This is a genomic window from Haloarchaeobius litoreus, assembly GCF_024495425.1.
In the GTDB taxonomy this organism is placed as follows: Archaea; Halobacteriota; Halobacteria; order Halobacteriales; family Natrialbaceae; genus Haloarchaeobius; species Haloarchaeobius litoreus.
The window spans coordinates 825970-843698 of the sequence record NZ_JANHJR010000002.1; the positions used below are offsets into that span (position 1 = coordinate 825970).

General features: G+C 67.4%; 19 protein-coding genes. 7 read left to right on the forward strand and 12 right to left on the reverse strand.

Annotation, left to right across the window (positions count from 1 at the left end):
* Positions 1–6: 6 nt before the first annotated feature.
* Positions 7–756, reverse strand: a complete 750-nt coding sequence (locus tag NOW55_RS10995) for an NAD(P)/FAD-dependent oxidoreductase (RefSeq protein WP_256400137.1) — start codon at positions 754–756, stop codon at positions 7–9.
* A 126-nt stretch (positions 757–882) separates the two neighbouring features.
* Here NOW55_RS10995 and NOW55_RS11000 point away from each other — a divergent pair, with 126 nt between their 5' ends.
* The 3 genes from NOW55_RS11000 to NOW55_RS11010 are packed head-to-tail and all read left to right on the forward strand — an operon-like array spanning position 883 to position 4430.
* Positions 883–1407, forward strand: coding sequence for a type II toxin-antitoxin system RatA family toxin (locus NOW55_RS11000; RefSeq protein WP_256400138.1), 525 nt, complete (start codon positions 883–885; stop codon positions 1405–1407).
* A gap of 57 nt (positions 1408–1464) precedes the next feature.
* Entirely contained in the window at positions 1465–2802 is a 1338-nt protein-coding gene (gene trkA / locus NOW55_RS11005; RefSeq protein WP_256400139.1) for a Trk system potassium transporter TrkA, read from the forward strand.
* The gene (locus NOW55_RS11010) at positions 2799–4430 is read left to right on the forward strand and encodes a TrkH family potassium uptake protein (RefSeq protein ID WP_256400140.1); all 1632 of its coding nucleotides are present in this window, start codon (positions 2799–2801) and stop codon (positions 4428–4430) included. Before trkA ends, NOW55_RS11010 begins: the two co-directional genes overlap by 4 nt.
* A gap of 123 nt (positions 4431–4553) precedes the next feature.
* Here the strand turns inward: NOW55_RS11010 and NOW55_RS11015 are convergent, their stop codons facing one another.
* The 5 genes from NOW55_RS11015 to NOW55_RS11035 form a co-directional block, all read right to left on the reverse strand.
* The gene (locus NOW55_RS11015; protein ID WP_256400141.1) at positions 4554–6218 is read right to left on the reverse strand and encodes a TrkH family potassium uptake protein; all 1665 of its coding nucleotides are present in this window, start codon (positions 6216–6218) and stop codon (positions 4554–4556) included.
* The gene (locus NOW55_RS11020) at positions 6219–6914 is read right to left on the reverse strand and encodes a potassium channel family protein (RefSeq protein ID WP_256400142.1); all 696 of its coding nucleotides are present in this window, start codon (positions 6912–6914) and stop codon (positions 6219–6221) included.
* Between the two features lie 46 nt (positions 6915–6960).
* Entirely contained in the window at positions 6961–7521 is a 561-nt protein-coding gene (locus NOW55_RS11025) for a plastocyanin/azurin family copper-binding protein (protein WP_256400143.1), read from the reverse strand.
* Positions 7522–7565: 44 nt separating this feature from the next.
* Entirely contained in the window at positions 7566–8618 is a 1053-nt protein-coding gene (locus tag NOW55_RS11030; protein ID WP_256400144.1) for a M42 family metallopeptidase, read from the reverse strand.
* 72 nt (positions 8619–8690) lie between these two features.
* On the reverse strand, positions 8691–9632 hold the full coding sequence (locus NOW55_RS11035) for a DMT family transporter (RefSeq protein WP_256400145.1): 942 nt from the start codon (positions 9630–9632) through the stop codon (positions 8691–8693).
* A 180-nt stretch (positions 9633–9812) separates the two neighbouring features.
* On the opposite strand from NOW55_RS11035, the gene NOW55_RS11040 reads away from it, so the two are divergent.
* Positions 9813–10298: an Lrp/AsnC family transcriptional regulator gene (locus NOW55_RS11040; protein WP_256400146.1), complete on the forward strand. Its 486-nt coding sequence runs from the start codon at positions 9813–9815 to the stop codon at positions 10296–10298.
* Positions 10299–10310: 12 nt separating this feature from the next.
* On the opposite strand, the gene pdhA is transcribed toward NOW55_RS11040, so the two are convergent.
* The gene (pdhA, locus tag NOW55_RS11045; protein ID WP_256400147.1) at positions 10311–11375 is read right to left on the reverse strand and encodes a pyruvate dehydrogenase (acetyl-transferring) E1 component subunit alpha; all 1065 of its coding nucleotides are present in this window, start codon (positions 11373–11375) and stop codon (positions 10311–10313) included.
* A 211-nt stretch (positions 11376–11586) separates the two neighbouring features.
* On the opposite strand from pdhA, the gene NOW55_RS11050 reads away from it, so the two are divergent.
* The 3 genes from NOW55_RS11050 (at position 11587) to NOW55_RS11060 (ending at position 14340) form a co-directional block, all read left to right on the forward strand.
* Positions 11587–12912 (forward strand): M28 family peptidase, encoded by a 1326-nt coding sequence (locus NOW55_RS11050; protein ID WP_256400148.1) that lies wholly within the window; start codon positions 11587–11589, stop codon positions 12910–12912.
* A gap of 168 nt (positions 12913–13080) precedes the next feature.
* Positions 13081–13839 (forward strand): NAD(+)/NADH kinase, encoded by a 759-nt coding sequence (locus NOW55_RS11055; RefSeq protein ID WP_256400149.1) that lies wholly within the window; start codon positions 13081–13083, stop codon positions 13837–13839.
* Between the two features lie 45 nt (positions 13840–13884).
* Positions 13885–14340, forward strand: coding sequence for a DUF7313 family protein (locus tag NOW55_RS11060; RefSeq protein ID WP_256400150.1), 456 nt, complete (start codon positions 13885–13887; stop codon positions 14338–14340).
* Positions 14341–14656: 316 nt separating this feature from the next.
* Here NOW55_RS11060 and NOW55_RS11065 read toward each other — a convergent pair whose 3' ends face one another.
* The 5 genes from NOW55_RS11065 to NOW55_RS11085 form a co-directional block, all read right to left on the reverse strand.
* A complete protein-coding gene (locus NOW55_RS11065) occupies positions 14657–14914 on the reverse strand; it encodes a DUF7314 family protein (protein ID WP_256400151.1) in 258 nt (85 codons plus the stop codon).
* Positions 14907–15161, reverse strand: coding sequence for a DUF7315 family membrane protein (locus NOW55_RS11070; RefSeq protein ID WP_256400413.1), 255 nt, complete (start codon positions 15159–15161; stop codon positions 14907–14909). The genes NOW55_RS11065 and NOW55_RS11070 overlap by 8 nt, the downstream gene beginning before the upstream one ends.
* A gap of 113 nt (positions 15162–15274) precedes the next feature.
* Positions 15275–16039: a cytochrome b family protein gene (locus NOW55_RS11075; RefSeq protein WP_256400152.1), complete on the reverse strand. Its 765-nt coding sequence runs from the start codon at positions 16037–16039 to the stop codon at positions 15275–15277.
* A 7-nt stretch (positions 16040–16046) separates the two neighbouring features.
* Positions 16047–16841, reverse strand: coding sequence for a cytochrome b (locus NOW55_RS11080; protein ID WP_256299029.1), 795 nt, complete (start codon positions 16839–16841; stop codon positions 16047–16049).
* A gap of 5 nt (positions 16842–16846) precedes the next feature.
* Positions 16847–17728: a Rieske (2Fe-2S) protein gene (locus tag NOW55_RS11085; protein ID WP_256400153.1), complete on the reverse strand. Its 882-nt coding sequence runs from the start codon at positions 17726–17728 to the stop codon at positions 16847–16849.
* Position 17729: the final 1 nt, after the last annotated feature.

Here is a 17729-nt window from a genome sequence, read left to right on the forward strand (position 1 = left end):
CCTGGCTCATGTGTGTTCGGTGCCCTCCCGGTCGGCCGCGACGCTCGGATGCATCGTCGGCTCGTCGTCGAGCGGCTCCGTGTACGTCCGGAGGGCGTCGCGGGCGCGCTCGTCGCGCTCCAACCGCCGGGCATCGTCGATCTCCTCGCAGCCCGGCGGCACCTCGCGCCCTCTGCCGGTGAAGTAGTCCTCCGGAGCCACCCAGTCGTGGTAGAAGTTCACGTCCGAATCGTGGACGATGGTCCGCCCGACCGTCGCCCCGTGGCCCGCACAGACGATGGCCTGGTGGTACTGGTCGGCGAGGCGGCCCGCAGCGTAGATGCCGTCGACGTTCGTCCGCCCCTCGCGGTCGACCTGCACGAACGTCTTGCTGCCGCGTGTCTCGGTGTCGATGCCGAGCCCGTCGAGGTACGACGCGTCCGACCACGAGGCGGCGACGACCCGGTCGGTCGAGAACGTCGTCTCGTCGTCGACGGTGACGGTGAAGCCGTCGTCGTCCAGCCCGTCCTCGACGTCGGTCACCAGACCGTCGCGGAACGAACAACCCCCGATGCGAGCCTGCTCGCGTGTCCGCTCCAGCAGGCGGCGCCCGTCGACCCCGAACGGGAACCCCGGGTAGTTCTCCAGATGCGCGTTCCGTCGCAGTATCGACTCCTCGTCGTCGACGACGACGGTTTCGAGGTCGGCACGTGCGGTGAAGATGCCGGCGGCGAGTCCGGAGACTCCGCCGCCGACGATGCAGACGTCTGCGTCCATGCTCGCCGGTCGGACCGCCGGGAAGATAAAGCGGTCGAGAGCTGTCGCAGCCGGCGGCGGGGCAGCGAGACGACCGCCGACCCGGCTGACGGAAAGGCTTACGTTCGAACTGTCGATAGCAGTACTGTGGAACGCGTCGAGGTCACCACGGTCATCTACGCCCCGCCCGAGCGCGTCTTCGAGTTCCTCGTGGACTTCCCGGGCTACGCGCGCTACTCGGAGTACCTGAAGGAGGTCCGGCAGAACGGTGACGGCGGCGCTGGGACGCGGTACCAGCTCGAGTTCGCGTGGTGGAAGCTGAGCTACACGGCCCACTCCGAGGTCACGGCCATCGAGCCGCCGGAGACCATCGAGTGGCGCATCCTGAAGGACATCGACGCCGTCGGCCAGTGGCGCGTCGAGCCCGAGCCGGAGTCGGCCCCCGAGGGCGAGGAGCACGCCTGCCGGGTCCGATTTCTGGTCAAGTACGACCCGGACTCGGCGCGCGCGGGCGACATCAAGATACCGCGGTTCGTCTCGATCTCCTGGGTCATCGACAAGGTCAAGCCGAAGATCCGTAGCGAGGCGAAGCGCATCGTCGAGCGGGTCGTCAGGGACGTCGAGGGCCGCCGTCGCGACGTCGCCGTGACCATCGACACCGACTCGGACTGAAACCCGAACCCTCTTGTCGCACCCAGCGGTAGACGCGTGCAACTGGATTGAGGTGGGATGTACGTTATCGTAATCGGAGCCGGCGAGGTCGGAAGCAACATCGCGGCGAGCCTCGCGGACTCCCACGAGGTGGTCCTCGTCGACCGGGACGGGGACCTGGTCGACTCGCTCACGTACGAACTCGACGTGCTCCCGCTGGAGGGCGACGGCACCTCTCTGGACACCCTGGAGGAGGCCGGCATCGCCGAGGCGGACATGGTCATCGCCTGCACGGACGGCGACGAGACGAACATCGTCGCGTGTGCGACGGCCAAGACCGTCAGCGACGCGTTCACCATCGCCCGGGTGAAGCGCACGGAGTTCCTCGACACCTGGAGCGGAGTCGAGGGCGCATTCGGCGTCGACTTCATGGTCTGTACGGACCTGCTGACCGCACAGACCATCGTCCGCATCGCCGGCCTGCCCGGTGCGAGCGACGTGGACTCCTTCGCCAACGGCTGCGTCCGCATGGCGGAGTTCGAGGTGACGGCGGACTCGCCCATTGCGGACGAGACGGTCGCCGACGCCGACCGCTTCGAGTCGCTCACGTTCGCGGCCATCCTGCGGAACGGCGACGTGACCATCCCGCGCGGTGAGACCGTCATCGAGGTCGGCGACCAGGTCATCGTCATCGGGAGCCCCGAGAGCGTCCGGCAGTTTGCCCGGTCGCTCACCCCGAACCACGACCTCGACGAGCTGAACGAGGTCTACATCGTCGGCGGGAGCGAGATCGGCTTCCAGACCGCCCGGCTGTTCGAGAAGCGCGGCATCAAACCACACATCATCGAGGCGGACCCGGAGCGCGCCCGCGACCTCGCCGAGCAGCTCCCCGGGAGCATCGTCTTCCAGAACGACGCGACCGACGTGGAGTTCCTCTCCCAGGAGCACGTCGACGAGGCCGACCTCGTCGTCACGACGCTCGAGTCGGACGAGAAGAACCTCCTGGTCTCGCTGCTGGCAAAGCGAGTCGGCGCGGCCCGGACCGTCACGGTCGTCGAGAACGGCCGCTACGTCGACCTGTTCGAGACCGTCGGCGTCGACGTCGCCGTCAACCCCCGCGAGGTGACCGCCGAGGAGATCACCCGGTTCACCCGCGAGGAGCACACCGAGAACATCGCCATCATCGAGTCCGACCGCGCGGAGGTGCTGGAGATAGAGATCGACGCCGAGAGCATCCTCGCGAACCGGACCATCGCCGACGCAGCGTCCGACCTCCCGGAGGGCGTCGTCATCGGCGCGGTGACGCGCGACGGACGGTTCGTCATGCCGCGCGGGGACACGGTCGTCGAGATCGGCGACCACGCGGTCGTGTTCGTGGATTCGAGCGTGCTGGGCGACGTCGTGAGTCGACTATGAAACTGCGGGTGAACTGGCGGGCGAGCGTGAGCCTCGTCGGTAGCGTTCTCAAGTACCTCGCCATCACGACGGTCGTCCCCATCGTCACCGGCCTCGTCTACGGCGACGCGTTCGTCCCGTACATCCTCCCGTTCTTCGTGACCGCCGCGATCGCCGTCGGACTCGGTACGGCGATGGAACGACTCGACCCCGACCCGGACCTCGGGACACGCGAAGGGCTGTTGATGGTGTCGCTCACCTGGCTCGTCGTCTCCATCGTCGGCGTCCTCCCCTACGTCCTCGAGGGATTGACCTACCAGAACGGCCAGTTGGTCTACCTCCTCGACTCGACGCTGCACCGCCCCGAGAACGCCCTGTTCGAGTCGATGAGCGGCTTCACGACGACCGGGGCGACCGTGATGGGGACCATCGACCCGACCTACCACTCCCGCGGACTGATGCTGTGGCGGCAGATGACCCAGTGGCTCGGCGGCATGGGCATCGTCGTCCTCGCGGTCGCCATCCTCCCGGAGCTCTCCGTCGGTGGCGCACAGCTGATGGACGCCGAGGCACCGGGGCCCGGCATCGAGAAGCTGACCCCGCGCATCGCGGAGACGGCGCGTGCACTGTGGGTCATCTACGCGGGCATCACGCTCGTCGAAATACTGCTACTCTACGGGCTCAACCAGGCCGGGATGGCCCCGAACATGACGCCGTACAACGCCGTCTCCCACGGCTTCACGACGATGTCGACCGGTGGCTTCTCGCCGGAGGCCCGCAGCATCGAGGCGTTCAGCGCGGCGGTCCAGTGGCTCATCGTGCCGTTCATGGTCGCCGCCGGGACGAGCTTCCCGCTGTTCTGGCACGTCTCGAAGGGGAACTTCGGGAAGCTCCGGACGGACCCCGAGTTCCGCTTCTACACGGGTGTGATGGGCGCGCTGTCGGCGCTCATCGCGGGCTTCCTCTTCGTCGACGTGGGGCTGATCGACGCGGCGACCGACGCGACCCGCGCGGCCTACGAGGGCGTCGACGACGAGTTCCTCGCGCACACGTTCCCCATCGCCGGTGACGTCGAGGGCGCGCTCAGACAGGCGACGTTCCAGGCCGTCTCGCTCACGACCTCGACGGGCTACGCGACGATGGACTTCAACACCTGGTCCGGTCCGGCGAAGTACGTACTCGTGTTCGCGATGTTCATCGGCGGCTCCGCCGGCTCGACCGGCGGGGGCATCAAGGTCGTCCGCTGGCTGGTCATCCTCAAGTCGCTCAGCCGGGAGCTGTTCGGCACCGTCCACCCATCGGCGGTCAAGCCGGTCCGCCTCGGTGGCCGCGCGCTCGACGAACGCGCGATTCGAGGTATCTACGGCTTCACGCTGCTGTACATCGTCATCTTCTTCGTCGGGGCGCTGGTGCTCGCCGCCGACGCGGCGTTCTTCGGGTCGATGAGCCTGACCGTCATCGAGGCGATGACCGCGAGCGCCGCGACCATCGGGAACATCGGTCCGGGGCTCGGGATGGTCGGTCCGATGGGGAGTTACATCGAGTTCACGCCACAGTCGAAGCTGTTCATGGTCGGGTTGATGTGGGTCGGTCGGCTGGAGATATTCCCCGTGCTCGTCCTGCTGACGCGAGCGTACTGGCAGTCCTGACGGGAGCGAGGGTTCAAATAGCGAGCCGCGGCCAACGGCGGCGTGTCCTGACGAACCGCCGTCCGTCGGCTCCGCGGGTGCGTGGCACACCGACGGACGGGCGACCGTGCCGCCTGTTCGCCCCTACGGATTCAGCCCCTTCAGTGCCGACCGTGCGAGCACCAGCACCGGGATGATCTCCAGCCGACCGATCCACATGTTGAACAGGAACAGCGTCTCTGCGACCACGGGCATCTCCGGTCCGGTGATGCCCGAGGAGAGGCCGACGTTGCCCTGGGCGCTCGCCACCTCGAACAGCGCGTCCGCGTAGCTGAAGTCGGGACCGGTCACGTTCACCAGCACGAGGCTCGACACCAGCAGGAGGATGACCCAGAGCAGGCTGACGATGGCCGCCTCGGCGAACTCCCGGTTCATCGCGTCCTCGTCGAGCCGCCGGTCGCCGATGACAGCCGTGACGACCGCGCTCTTCGGCAGGAACACACGCGAGAACTGCCACTGGATGCCCTTCGAGACGGTGTAGCCCCGGATGATCTTGATGCCCCCGACGGTCGAGCCGGCGGCACCGCCGATGGTCATGCCCACGGAGAGCACCAGCTTCGCCCCGTCGGACCACTGGTCGATGGGTGAGGACTGGAAGCCGGTGGCGCTCAGTGCGCTCACCCACTGGAACGTCCCGTCCCGGATGGCGTCGAGTTCGGCCGTCGAGAGCATCGGGACCGGTGAGGGGACGGTCGCGCCGTAGCCTCCCGGTACGAGGCCGACGAGGAGGTTCTGTGCGGAGAGGCCGACGACTCCTGCCGCGAACAGCAGGAACAGCCAGCGCGTCTGGACGTCCTCGTACAGCTCCGACCACGCGCCGTTCGACAGCACCGCGTAGTGGATGGGGAACGCGATCGCGCCGAGTGCCATCACCGGCAGCAGGACCGTCTCGACCAGCGGCGAGTTGTACGTCTCCATCGAGTTGTCGGTGACCGAGAATCCGCCCGTGGAGAGCCCCGTCATCGCGTGGTTGAGCGCCTGCCAGAACGTCTCGAACAGCGGGAGGTCCTGGCTCCACCAGAGCGCGAGGAAGAGGGCCCCGATGGAGAGCAGCGTGTAGCCGACGAAGATCTTCCAGACCGTCCGTACCGTCGAGACGATGGACGGGTGGATCTTCTCCTCGCGCGCCTCGGAGCGGTAGAGCGCGTAGCTCCCGCTCCCGGGCCGCGAGAGGATGGTCACGGTGAGGACGATGACGCCGACGCCGCCGACGTACTGGATGAGCGAGCGCCACCACTGCACCGACCGGGGAAGCGACGGCTCGTGAGCGGCCATCGTCAGCCCGCTGCCGGTCCAGCCGCTCATCGACTCGAACATGGCGTGCAGCGGGTTCCGGAAGTAGAGCAGGCTGGACCGGCTCGTCGCGCCAGCGACGGTGACAGGGTCCCAGCTCGCTCCCGCCGGCACGTAGCCGGCCATCGTCGCGACCGGCGTCAGCCAGGCGACGAGGAAGAACGCCAGCCCGCCGAAGACGGCGGTCGCGAACCAGCCGCTGGCCGCGATGACCATCCCGTGTTTCATCTTCGGATCGGGTGCGTCCGCGAACAGCCGACGACACCCCTCGCCGACGCCGGCAGCGACGCCGCCGGCCAGCAGGAACCCCAGTGCGGGCGCGAACTCGCCGAACAGGAGGGCGACGACTACCGTCAGCGACAGCAGTCCCGCCTGCATCAACAGCAGGGTCCCCACGTCGCGGAGGATGACGGCGAGGTCGGCGGGGACGCCCGTGACGCGTTGATTCCGGGGCATCTACTCCAGCTCGTGGTCCTCGAAGTGTCCGAACACGTCCGTCACGTCGGGGGTCGCGCCCTCGGCGGCGTAGACGGTCAGCAGGTCGCCAGCCTCGATACGGGTGTTCCCCCGTGGCGTTATCGGCGTGCCGTCAGCGTCGCCGTTGCGCTCGATGGCGACGATGAGGACGTCCTCGTCCAGCAGCCCCTGTTCGTTCGCCTCCTGGAGCGTCACGCCGGCGACGGGTGCGCGTGCGTCGACCGTGATCTCGAACACCTCGGCAGTGTCGCCGACCTTCATGTAGTCCTTGATGGAGGGTCGCTTCACCGCGCGGTAGAGGTACTCCGCGATGAGGCTCTGGGGGTTCTCCATCGTCGAGACGCCGATGCGCTCGAACAGCTTCATGTGTTCGGGGTTGTGAACGACGCTGACGATGGCGGGGACGTCGTGCTCCATCGCGAGCAGCGAGACCATGATGTTCGTCGCGTCCTGATCGGTCGTCGAGATGAGGGCGTCCGCGCGGCCGATGCCGGCCTCCTCTAGCGTCTCGGAGACGGTCGCGTCGGCGTTGAGGACGAGGCAGTCGTAGCGTGTCGCAGCAGCCTCGGCCTTCTCGGGGTTCCGTTCGACCACGACGACCTCGTTCCGGTCACCCGTGGCGATTTCGATGAGCGGGGTCCCGATGTTCCCCGCGCCGACGATGATGACGTACATGCCTGCCCGCTTCCCACGGGACGAAAGAAAAGCTACCGTTCGGTCGCTACTGCGGGGTCTCGTAGTCGCCGCCGTACCGGAGGAACAGGTACGCGAGCGAGAGCGTCGTCAGCATGGCCGCGACGGTGCCGACGGCGAGCGACATCGCGCTGTCGGGCAGGGTCGGGCCGCCACCCTCACTGACCGGCGCGCTGCCGGACTCGTTGACGATGATGGTGCCGACCATGCCGAGGCCGGCGTGGGGCGTACACTCGTACTCGTAGGTGCCGAGCGTCTCGAACGTGTACTCGTAGGTGAAACCGGTGTTCTCGGTGGGCTGGTGGCCCTCCCAGTCGGAGCCTTCGGGCACGGAGGTCGGCGCGATGTTGTGGTTGTCCGACTCCCAGTTGAACGTCACCGTCGTCCCGGGTGCGACGTAGAGGGGGTCCTCCGTGCCGGGCGTGAAGACGTAGTCGCCGTTCGGGCCGACCGCGACGGTCGCGCTGCCGCCGCCACCGCCGCCTTCGCCCTCCTGTGCGGTCGCGACGCCTGCGGACGCGGTCGCGGCCGTCGCGCCGGCCGCTCCCTGCAGGAATCGCCGACGCGAGACCGGTGTGTCTGAGTTCATGAGCGGAGGTTGGGGACGCCCCGTACTGAATTCTTCGATACGGGTCACAGCGTGTAGTCGTGCGTGCCGTCCTCGCTTGCGAGGAACGCGGCGGTGAGGTCGATGGCCCCCGAGATGTCGTCGGCGTGGGCGACCTCGGTGGGCGTGTGGAGGTACCGCGTCGGGATGGAGACCGCACCGACGGGTACCGATCCTTGTGCGCGCTGGAGGCCGCCGGTGTCCGTGCCGCCCGTGGGGAGCACCTCGAACTGGTGGTCGATGTCCTCGCGCTCGGCAACCTCGCGCAGCCGACGGTGGACCTTCCGGTTCGTGATGACCGAGGAGTCCTTGAGCTTGATGGCCGCGCCCTCGCCGAGGTCGGTCACGTGGTCGTACTCGTCGAAGTCGCTGAGGTCGTTCGCGACGGTTGTGTCGAGCGCCAGCGCCAGGTCGGGGTCGAGGTCGCTGCCGATGGTCTGTGCGCCGCGGAGGCCGACCTCCTCCTGCACGGTGGCGACGAGGTGGATGGTGGCAGTCGGGTCGTCGACGCGCCGGGCAAGCTCCAGGAGGGCGAACACGGAGACGCGGTTGTCGATGGACTTCCCGGAGATGCAGACGCCGAGCGGTTCGGTGCGCTGGTCCACGGTGACCAGGTCGCCGACGTCGATGCGCTCTTCGACCTCGTCCTTCGGGAGGCCGACGTCCACCCGCACGTCGTGGACCTCGCGCTCGTCGTCGTCCTCGCTGCCGCCGGTGTGGGGCGGGACGGAGCCGATGACGCCGGGGAGCTTCCCTTGTTCGGTCTGGACGACGACACGCTGTGCGCGCAGCACCTCGGGGTCCCAGCCGCCGAGGGCGTCGATGGCGACGAACCCCTTCTCGTCGACCCGGCGCACCATGAAGCCGATCTCGTCCATGTGCGCGGCGACGACGACCTCGTGGTCGGTCTCGCCTTCGACGGTGCCGACGACGTTGCCCATCGCGTCGCTCTCGAGGCGGTCGACCTCGTCCTCGAGCTCCCGCCGGACGATGTCGCGGACGTTGCCCTCGTATCCGGGCGGGCCGTGGGTCTCGGTGAGCTCGACGAGGAGGTCGTAGTCGAAGTCGTACGGATCCATGTCACGGAGTCGCGCCCCCGCGGACAAAAGCGAGTCGGAAGCGGTCGGAGGCGTCGGTATCAGTCCGGCGGGTCAGCGGCGAAGTCGGGCGAGCTGGCCGCCGGAGAGCCGGTGGAGCAGGTCGCGTTTGATCAGGGCGAACCCGGCGAAGATGACGACGAAGCCGAGCAGCGTGGTCCCGTCGACGACGCTCCCGAGGACGAACCAGGCGACGACGGTCGCGACGACGGGTTCGAGGTAGCCGACGAGGTTGAGTTCCGTGGGGCCGAGCCGTTCCAGCAGCTCGAAGTAGAGGAGGAAGGCGACGACGCCGGAGGCGAGCGTGAGGTAGGCGAGCGACGCGATCGCGGTTCCTGTCCACTCGATGGCCAGCACGGACTCACCGCGGGCCAGGCTGCCGACGTGGAGGATGGCTGCACCGAGGAGCATCGCCCACGCCTGCTTCGTCTGCACTGGCAGTCCGGTGTCGAGGGGTCGAGTCAACACCGAGCCGAGGGCGAAGCTCGTCCCGGCGCAGAACACGAGGAGCACGCCGACGAGGCTGGACGAGAGCGCGGTTCCGGGCTCGGGCTGGACCACGACGACGACGCCCGCGATGCCGACGAGGAAGCCGACCGCGCCGAGCGGCTGGAGTGGGTCGTCGACCGCCAGCGCGCTCCCGAAGCCCGCGGTGAGGATGGGCGAGAGGCTGATGACGACGGCGGCGACCGCGCCGGAGACGTGCTGTTCGCCGAGGTAGAGCAGCGCGTGGTAGGCAGCGAAGACGAACAGTGCGGTGACGCCGGTCTGGAGCCACTCCGCCCGGCCGCGTGGCCGCCAGCGGTCGACCGAGTGCAGCGCGTACGCGAGCACGAGCACGCCGGCCACGTCGTACCGGAGCGCGGCGAACAGCAGCGGTGGGAAGTGGTGGAGGCCGATCTCGATGGCGACGAACGACGCACCCCAGAGAGTGGCCAGCAGTACGAACAGACCGCTCGTATCTGGGACTGCGTTCGACCGAATCGATTCTATCATGGTGGAATCTGCAACTGCGGTCGAATAAAAATGAATCGGACTGTCCGCTTCGCAACGCCAAAATTGTTGTACGATTCTTGGAGAAGTCGAATTTGAACCGAATCAGATAGAATCTATAGAAGATATGTACTACTTCTCGGTATGCCAAAGCTTCTTTAGCACGGCGTCGGACGGCCAACCATGGACGAGCGCGACATCAGGCTCCTGAAGGCGATCGCCGAGCACGGGACGGGGAGTCCGGACAGGCTCCACGAGGAGACCGGCATCCCCGTGTCGACCATCCACTACCGGCTGAACAACCTGCGGGAGGACGGTATCGTCGAGAACGACCTCTACGACATCGACCTGGACGAGTTCGGGCTGAGCGTCACCGTCATCGTCGAGGTGCTCGCGGACTACAGCGGCACCCACGGCGACGTGGCCGAGGGCATCCGCAACATCGAGGGCGTGACGCAGGTGTTCTCGACGATGGGCGAGACGGACTTCATCGCCATCGCGCGCGTCGGCGACGCCGACATGGTCGGCGACCTCATCCGGTCGTTCGAGGAGGTGCCGGAGATCGAGCGGACGAACTCGACGTACGTCATCGACACGCTCTGGGACGACTCGCGCGGGCTGAACAGCTACAGCATGGAGACGCTGCTCGCCGAGTTCACGGACGACTGAGAAGGGCGGGAGTCAGTGGCCGACCTGCGGGTCCTCGGGGAGGTGCCGGCGCTGCTCGCGCAGATGGGCGGGCATCTCCTCGTAGACGTGTTCGAACATCTCCTCGGGCTCGTAACCCGTGTGGTCCTCCGCCGCCTCGACGGCGCGGGCGACCTCCTCGGTGGCCCACTGCTCGACGGCCTCCTGGTCCTCCTCGGCCCAGCCGAACTCCTCCTCCAGATAGGTCCGTGACCGGTCGAGCGGGTCCTCCTGGAGCCAGTCGGCGGCGTCGTCCTCATCGCGGTAGACCGACGGGTCGTCCGTCGTCGTGTGCGCGCCGCGGCGGTAGGTGACGGCCTCGATGAGCGTCGGCCCGCCGCCGTTCTTGGCCTTCTCCAGGGCCTCGCTCACGACGTCGTGGACGGCGAACACGTCGTTGCCGTCGACGCGGACGCCCTCGAAGCCGTACGCCTGGGCCTTCTGGGCGATGGTCGCGCTCGCGGTCTGGCGCTCCCGGGGCACCGAGATCGCGTAGCCGTTGTTCTGGCAGAAGAAGACCGTCGGCGTCTGGAAGACGCCGGCGAAGTTCATCCCCTCGTGGAAGTCGCCCTCGGAGGTCGCGCCGTCGCCGAAGGAGACCAGCGAGGCGACCTCGTCGCCCTTGTACTTCGCCGCCATGCCGACGCCGACGGCGTGGGGCAGCTGCGTGGCGATGGGGATCGCGCTGGTGAACGTCGTCAGGTCGTCGCCGTCCTCGCGGTCGACGTACTGGCCGTCGCCGAGGAGATGGAGGAGGACCTCCCGCAGGTCGATACCGCGCTCGACGAACATCGCGTGGTCCCGGTAGGTGGGGAACAGGTAGTCGGAGCCGGCCATGGCGGCGGCTGCGCCGACCTGGGCCGCCTCCTGCCCGCGCATCGGCGCGTAGGTGCCGATGCGACCCTGACGGTGGAGGCTGATCGCCTTCTCGTCGAATGTCCGTGCGAGCACCATGGACTCGTAGAGCGCTTTCGCGTCGCTCTCACCGAGCTGGCGGTCTCCGACGGCGGAGCCACCCGGCGACATCACACGGACCAGGTTTTCAGCCTCACTTGACATTGGGGTTCACCTGAGAGTCTATCGGACAATCGGGCCTATACGTAATAAAACATCGCCTCGGGCGCGTTTCGATGTGGAATTTATTGCCATATTTATATGCTATCCGGCTCTTGGTCAGAATTCCTCGGTGAACGCCGGCGGTAATCTGACGATTCGTAACTCGTGCGTCGGAGTCACAACCCTTACGCGGGGGCGCATCGAGGGGGGGGACATGAGCAACTGGATCGGTCGCACCTTCACGAGCGACGCCGGGTGGGACCACCTCGAGACGCTGGTCGACATCGGCAACCGCATGGCCGGCAGCGATGGCGAACGCGCCGCGGCGGCGGCCACGCGGGACGCGCTCGCCGAGGTGGGCGCGCGCGACGCGCACCTCGACGAGTTCGAGATACAGGGCTGGGAGCGTGGCGACAGCGAACTCAGGGCCGACGACGCCACCTACGCCGATGCCCACGAGTGCATCGCGCTGCCGCGCAGTCCCGCCGACGAGGTCACCGGGACTCTCGTCGACCTCGGCTACGGCCTCCCGTCGGAGTTCGAGGAGACTGATTGCGAGGGAAAGATAGTCGTCGCCCGCAGCGACGTGCCCGACCACTACGACCGCTACCTCCACCGACGCGAGAAGTACTACCACGCCGTCGAGGCCGGGGCGGCCGCGTTCGTCTACCGGAACCACGTCGAGGGCTGCCTCCCCCCCACTGGCTCCGTCGGCACCGCGGAGTCCCCGGTCGGCGACATCCCCGCCGTCGGCGTCTCCGCCGAGACCGGCGCACAGCTGGTCCGCCGACACGAGGGCGACGAACTCGCCGTCTCCGTCGCCGCCGAGACGCCCGAGGCCACCAGCCAGAACGTCCACGCCGAACTCGGTCCGGACACCGACGAGGTCGTCTACGTCACCAGCCACGTCGACGCCCACGACATCTCCACCGGCGCGATGGACAACGGCGCGGGCACCGCCATGGTCGTCGAGCTCGCGCGCATCCTCTCGGACCTCGAAGCCGACCTCGAGACCCGCGTGCGCTTCGTCGCCTTCGGTGCCGAGGAGGTCGGACTCGTCGGCTCCGCGCACGAGGCCGACCGGGTCGACCTCGACGACGTGAAGGTCGTCGTCAACGCCGACGGCGTCGTCCAGGCGCGCGACCTCGCGCTGTACACCCACGGCTTCGACGCGCTCGATGACGCCGTCGAGGCGGTCGCCGACCGGTTCGAGCACCCCGTCGAGACGGTTCCGAAGCTCGGCCCCCACAGCGACCACTGGCCGTTCACCCAGTGGGGCGTCCCCGGCTACCACGCCTACGGCAAGAGCGAGGGCTCGGGCCGCGGCTGGGGCCACACCCACGCGGACACCCTCGACAAGCTCCAGGTCCGGGACCTCCGCGAGCAGGCCATCCTGCTCGGCGCGCTCACGGTCCACGTCGCGGCCGAGGCCGTCGAGATTCCGCACAAGGAGCCCGAGGAGATCGCCGAGGCACTCGAAGACGAGGACCTCGCCGAGGGCATGAAGATCACCGGCGACTGGCCCTACGACGACGACTGAGTCGGAACCGGACGTTCGCCTCGACGGGCAGAGTTTACGTTTCTCGTAAACCTCCACGACCGCCGAACACCGGCTGTTCGAATCGCCGACTCAGCAACGCGGGACGAACGGTGGGACGACCGGGAGCGAGTTGTAGCCTTTTTGTCGGCGGGGGCGCGAGTACTCAGCATGGAGAGTGCCGCCCGCGACAGCGACGAGCCGCCGACCGTCGGCGTCGTCGGGACTCAGGAGGACACGGTCGAACGCATCAGGGCCGCCGTCTCGGAGGCGAACGCGGTCCCGCTGGCCGCCGACGCGACTGGTGTCGGTGACGCCGCGTTCGTCGTCGCGGTCGGCGAGCGGGCGCTCGGCGAGCTCGCTGGCGCGGCGGTCGACGTGCCGGTGCTGGCGGTCGACGTGGGCGAGGGCGTGCGGTCGGTCGCGACGGCGGACGCGGCCGCGGCCGTCACGACCGTCCTCGAAGACCGGGTCGAACGGACCACGCGCCGGGCGTTCGCGGTTCAGGTCGGCGACGAGCGCCACGACGCCGTCTTCGACGTGACGCTCGTGACGACCGAGCCGGCACGGATCTCGGAGTACTGCGTGGCGGCCGACGGCGCAGAGGTCGGGCAGTTCCGCGCCGACGGCGTCGTCGTCGCCACGCCGGCCGGGAGCCACGGCTACGCCCGCGCGGCGGGTGGGCCGGTCGTCGCCGGCACCGCCCCGGTCGCTGCGGTCGTCCCCATCGCGCCCTTCGCCATCGATACGAACCACTGGGTCGTCTCGAACGAGGCCGTGGTCCTCTCGGTCGAACGCGACGAGGGAAGCGTCTCGCTGCTCGTCGACGGCCGGACCGTCGGCACGGTCGACCCGGCGGCACCGGTCCGGCTGTCGCCCGGGCACGAACTCGAACTGCTCTGTCCACCCCAGAGCCAGCCACCGTGGTAGCCGGCTTTGGAAAAACTCTAATGTCCTACCGTCCGAGGTTGGAGTATGGACCCTAACGTGATGCTCGGCCCGCTCGACCAACTCGGGCGCGAAGTCGTCGCAGGCGTGTTGGTCATCGAGTTCGTCCTGCTCGGACTCGTCGTCGTCAACATGCTGACCCGTTTCCTCGCGTACCGCCGCAACGTCACCGAGGCGGAACAGGAGGACGTCGAGTCGCTGAGTCGCCACCCGCTGCACGAGGCGACGAACGTGTTGCTCCTGGCCGGGACGTTCTACTACACCACCTTCGCACCCCACGGCGGCATCGTCCTCTCGTTGTTCGTCGTCGGCATGGTCATCGCCGACGTCTTCGAACACGAGGTCCGCAGCGTCGACCTCCGCAAGGACGAGAAGCTCCGCGCGCCGAAGGGTGCCCTCGGCATCTCGGTGTTCACGCTCGCCTACGCCGGCTTCCAGTCCCTGTTCTTCCTCGTCTCGGACTACTGGGGCGCCATCATCTGAGGCCGTCCCGCGTTCTCCGGCCGTCACCCACACACCCAGCCGCCGGCTCGACGGTCGTTCACCTGGTGTGTTCTCACGGCCACGGCCCACGTCGTCCGGTTGCTCCCTCGACGGTGGGCAACGCCCACACGGTGTGATTCGAGTGCCGCTCTCGCTCTGATTCGAGTGCCGCTCGCGCTCGCTGTCTGCGCCGTCCCGGTCCGTCCGTCGCCCGGGGAACGGACTGCAGGAACGGGTCCGAGTGACGACGACGGCAGCAGCACAGCTCCGTGACGATGCGACCGCCGACAGCAGAAGTCGAACGCAGTTAGTTGAGTTAGTTGGCGAACCGTGCGCGCGTCTCGCGTGCGAGCGGGAGGATGACCCAGAACGTCAGCGCACCCAGGATCATGAACCAGAAGAGGCCCTCCTTGACGATGAGGGCGATCGCCTCCAGTGCGCTCGGGTCCGTCGGGTCCGGACCGAGCAGCTGGGTGTCCTCGAAGCCGGGGGTGTTGTACCAGCCGGCGAGCACCATCCAGATGAGGCCGGAGGCCGTCGCGATGGCCAGGCCCTTCATGAATTCGTCAGCCATTGTCGGATTCTTCGTCGGTGTCGTCTTTAGACTTTCCCATTCCCGCGGTCCGGAAGCGCGTCGAGAACGCGTAGATGGCGGCCCCGGCGACGATGAGCCCGAGCCCGAGCAGTGCGAGCAGCAGGTTCACCTCCGAGAGCGCCGCGCTCGCGTTGTTCGTCGCGGTGTCGAGCACCACGAACCCGAGGATGACGCCGGTCATCGCGAGCATCGTCGCGAACACCGTGACCGTCTTGTACAGTCGCATCGGTACCTCGACCTCGCGGCCACGGAAGCCCGACGGGCCGGACGGCTCCTCGGACGCTGGTGAGTCGTGCGGCTCTCCGGTGTCTGCGTCGTCCATGAGAGGAGAGAGTGGTGTTATTTCGGGGGCCGGAGACGGTAGTACCGGCGGTTGAGGCTGTACATGTACCCCTCCTGCATCGCCCGGAACACCGTGTAGGAGATAAGTCCCAGCACGGGCGGGATGAGGAACGTCAGGTCGAACAGCAGGTGCGAATCCATCGGGAGCAGGTTCTTGACCGACAGCGCGGCGATGGTGAACGCGAAGGCGACACCCATGACGCCGATACCGGCCCAGAACGGCTGCTCGACGGGACGGCGCGCGCTCCCCTTGTTGAGGAACGGCACCATCGCGATGAAGCCGACGACGACGATGTTCGCGACGACACCGTAGGTACGGTCCGCCATCAGCTTCTCCCCGCCGAGGATGGACAGCTCGGGGTTGAGGGGGCCGAGCTTCAGCAGACCGAACGACCAGTACAGGTACCAGTCGGGCAGGATGATCGCGGGCGTACTTGACGGGTCCGCCGGCGGGCCGATGTGCGGCGGGAGCGTGGCCGAGAGGAACAGGATGAGCCCGACGAAGAAGCTCGTCAGGGCGAAGTTCCGGATCATCTCGTGGGGCCACGCCGGGAAGCCGAGCACGTCACGTTCGACGTAGTCGGACTCCATCCGGAGGTCCTGGTCCTCGCGCCGTGCCCGCTCGAAGTACTCGTAGGTCAGCCGGGAGAGCCCCTGCGTGCGCTCCTTGCGCTCGCTCCACGTCGGGGTCTCGTCGTCCGGCGCGACGATACCGGTACCGCTGCCGTCTGCGATGGGTTCGGAGTCGTTGTCTTCTGGCATGGTTCTATCAGTGCGGTTCCGCGATACCCTGCATCCAGACGATGCCGATGTGCAGTGCGATCAGCGTCGTCACCACGAACGGCAGGACGAACACGTGCAGGATGTACATCCGTTGCAGCGTCGACTGCGTCAGGGTGAAGCCGCCGAAGATGAGCTGTGCGACCCACTCGCCGGCGAGCGGGATCGAGAGCGACATCTCGACGCCGATCTGGCCCGCCCAGAACGCGAGCTGGTCCCACGGGAGCAGGTAGCCCGTGTACCCGAACACCATCGTCAGCGAGATGAGGATGATGCCGAGGATCCAGTTCAGCTCGCGGGGCTCCTTGTACGCCCCCGTGAAGTACACACGGAGCATGTGCAGGAAGACGGCCGCGACCATCACCTGTGCGGACCAGCGATGGAGCGACCGGAGCATGAACCCGAAGTTCAGGTCCTGCATGATGAACACGATCTGGTTGTACGCCGCCGACGGGTCCCCCGCGGTCGACGGGGAGTAGTAGAACCCGAGCAGCGCGCCGGAGATGGCCGCCACCACGTACGCTATCGTGGAGAACGACCCCAACGCGTACAGGGGGTACCAGTACCAGAACTTGTTGTCGAGGTTGTACTGCTCGGTGTGGCTCTTGGGCATCTGGAGGTTGACCTTGTAGTACAGGTCCTCCAGCAGCTCCAGGTAGTCGACGACGCGGAGCCGCTTGTCGAGCCAGATGAGGGTCATCAGGTACGTCTTCTCCACGGGGGTGAGATCCTTCGTCTTCATCCACCCCGTGTGGTCGTACTCGTCTTTCTTTTGCAGGCTCATTGTGGTTAGTCCCTCGCCGGCCGCGGCAGGGCCACGAAGTTCGTGCTGATGATGTTGAACGGGTCGTACACCGACTGGTGACACTGGCAGTAGACGCGGTCTGCGGCACCGAAGTTCGCGGCACCGGCCTGGCCCTTGAACGCCGGCACGCAGCAGAAGTGCGTACACTTGTTCAGGTGGGCCATGACGCCGCGGTCGGTCGTCTCGGCCAGCCACTCGTTGTCCTGGGCTGCCTCCTCGATGCGGGTCGAACGGATGACCTCGATGGCCATCGTCTCGGAGGGTTCGAGCCCCTCGGAGCGCCAGCTACCGGTGGCGGGCTTGCCGATACCGGCGGTCCCGATGCCGTTGCCCCACGTCTCGTAGTCCGAGAAGTGGCTCAGCTTCATCCGCTGACCCCCGCTGACCTCCTCGTTCTGCCAGGCGAACTTCGAGTTCGCGTTGTACTTGAAGTAGTTGGTCAGATCGGAGTTCTCTTCCTGTGCGTCGGGGTAGACTCCCGGGTAGGTCTGGACCCCACAGTACTGGAACCACTCCGAGGAGTACGTCTCACCCGCGATTTCTTCCTCGGCCACCAGGAACGTCTGCCCCTGCTGTTCGACCTCCTCGACGCTGGGCCAGCGACCCTTGATGTAGAAGTCGTCCTCGCCCTCGACGGGTTCGAGCTCGATGGGGATCTGGGGCATCCCGCGCGGTGCGGGCCCGTCGGTGTTCTCGATGGCACGGAACGTCACCGAACCACCGCCACCGCCACTGGACGCTGTCGTGCTGTTGACGGCCGCTGCGCCCGCTGTGGCGATGCCGGCGAGCGATGCGCCACCGACGACGCCCTTCACGAAGCGACGCCGGTCCGATTCGACCGGATACTTGTCTTCGTCTACTGGCATA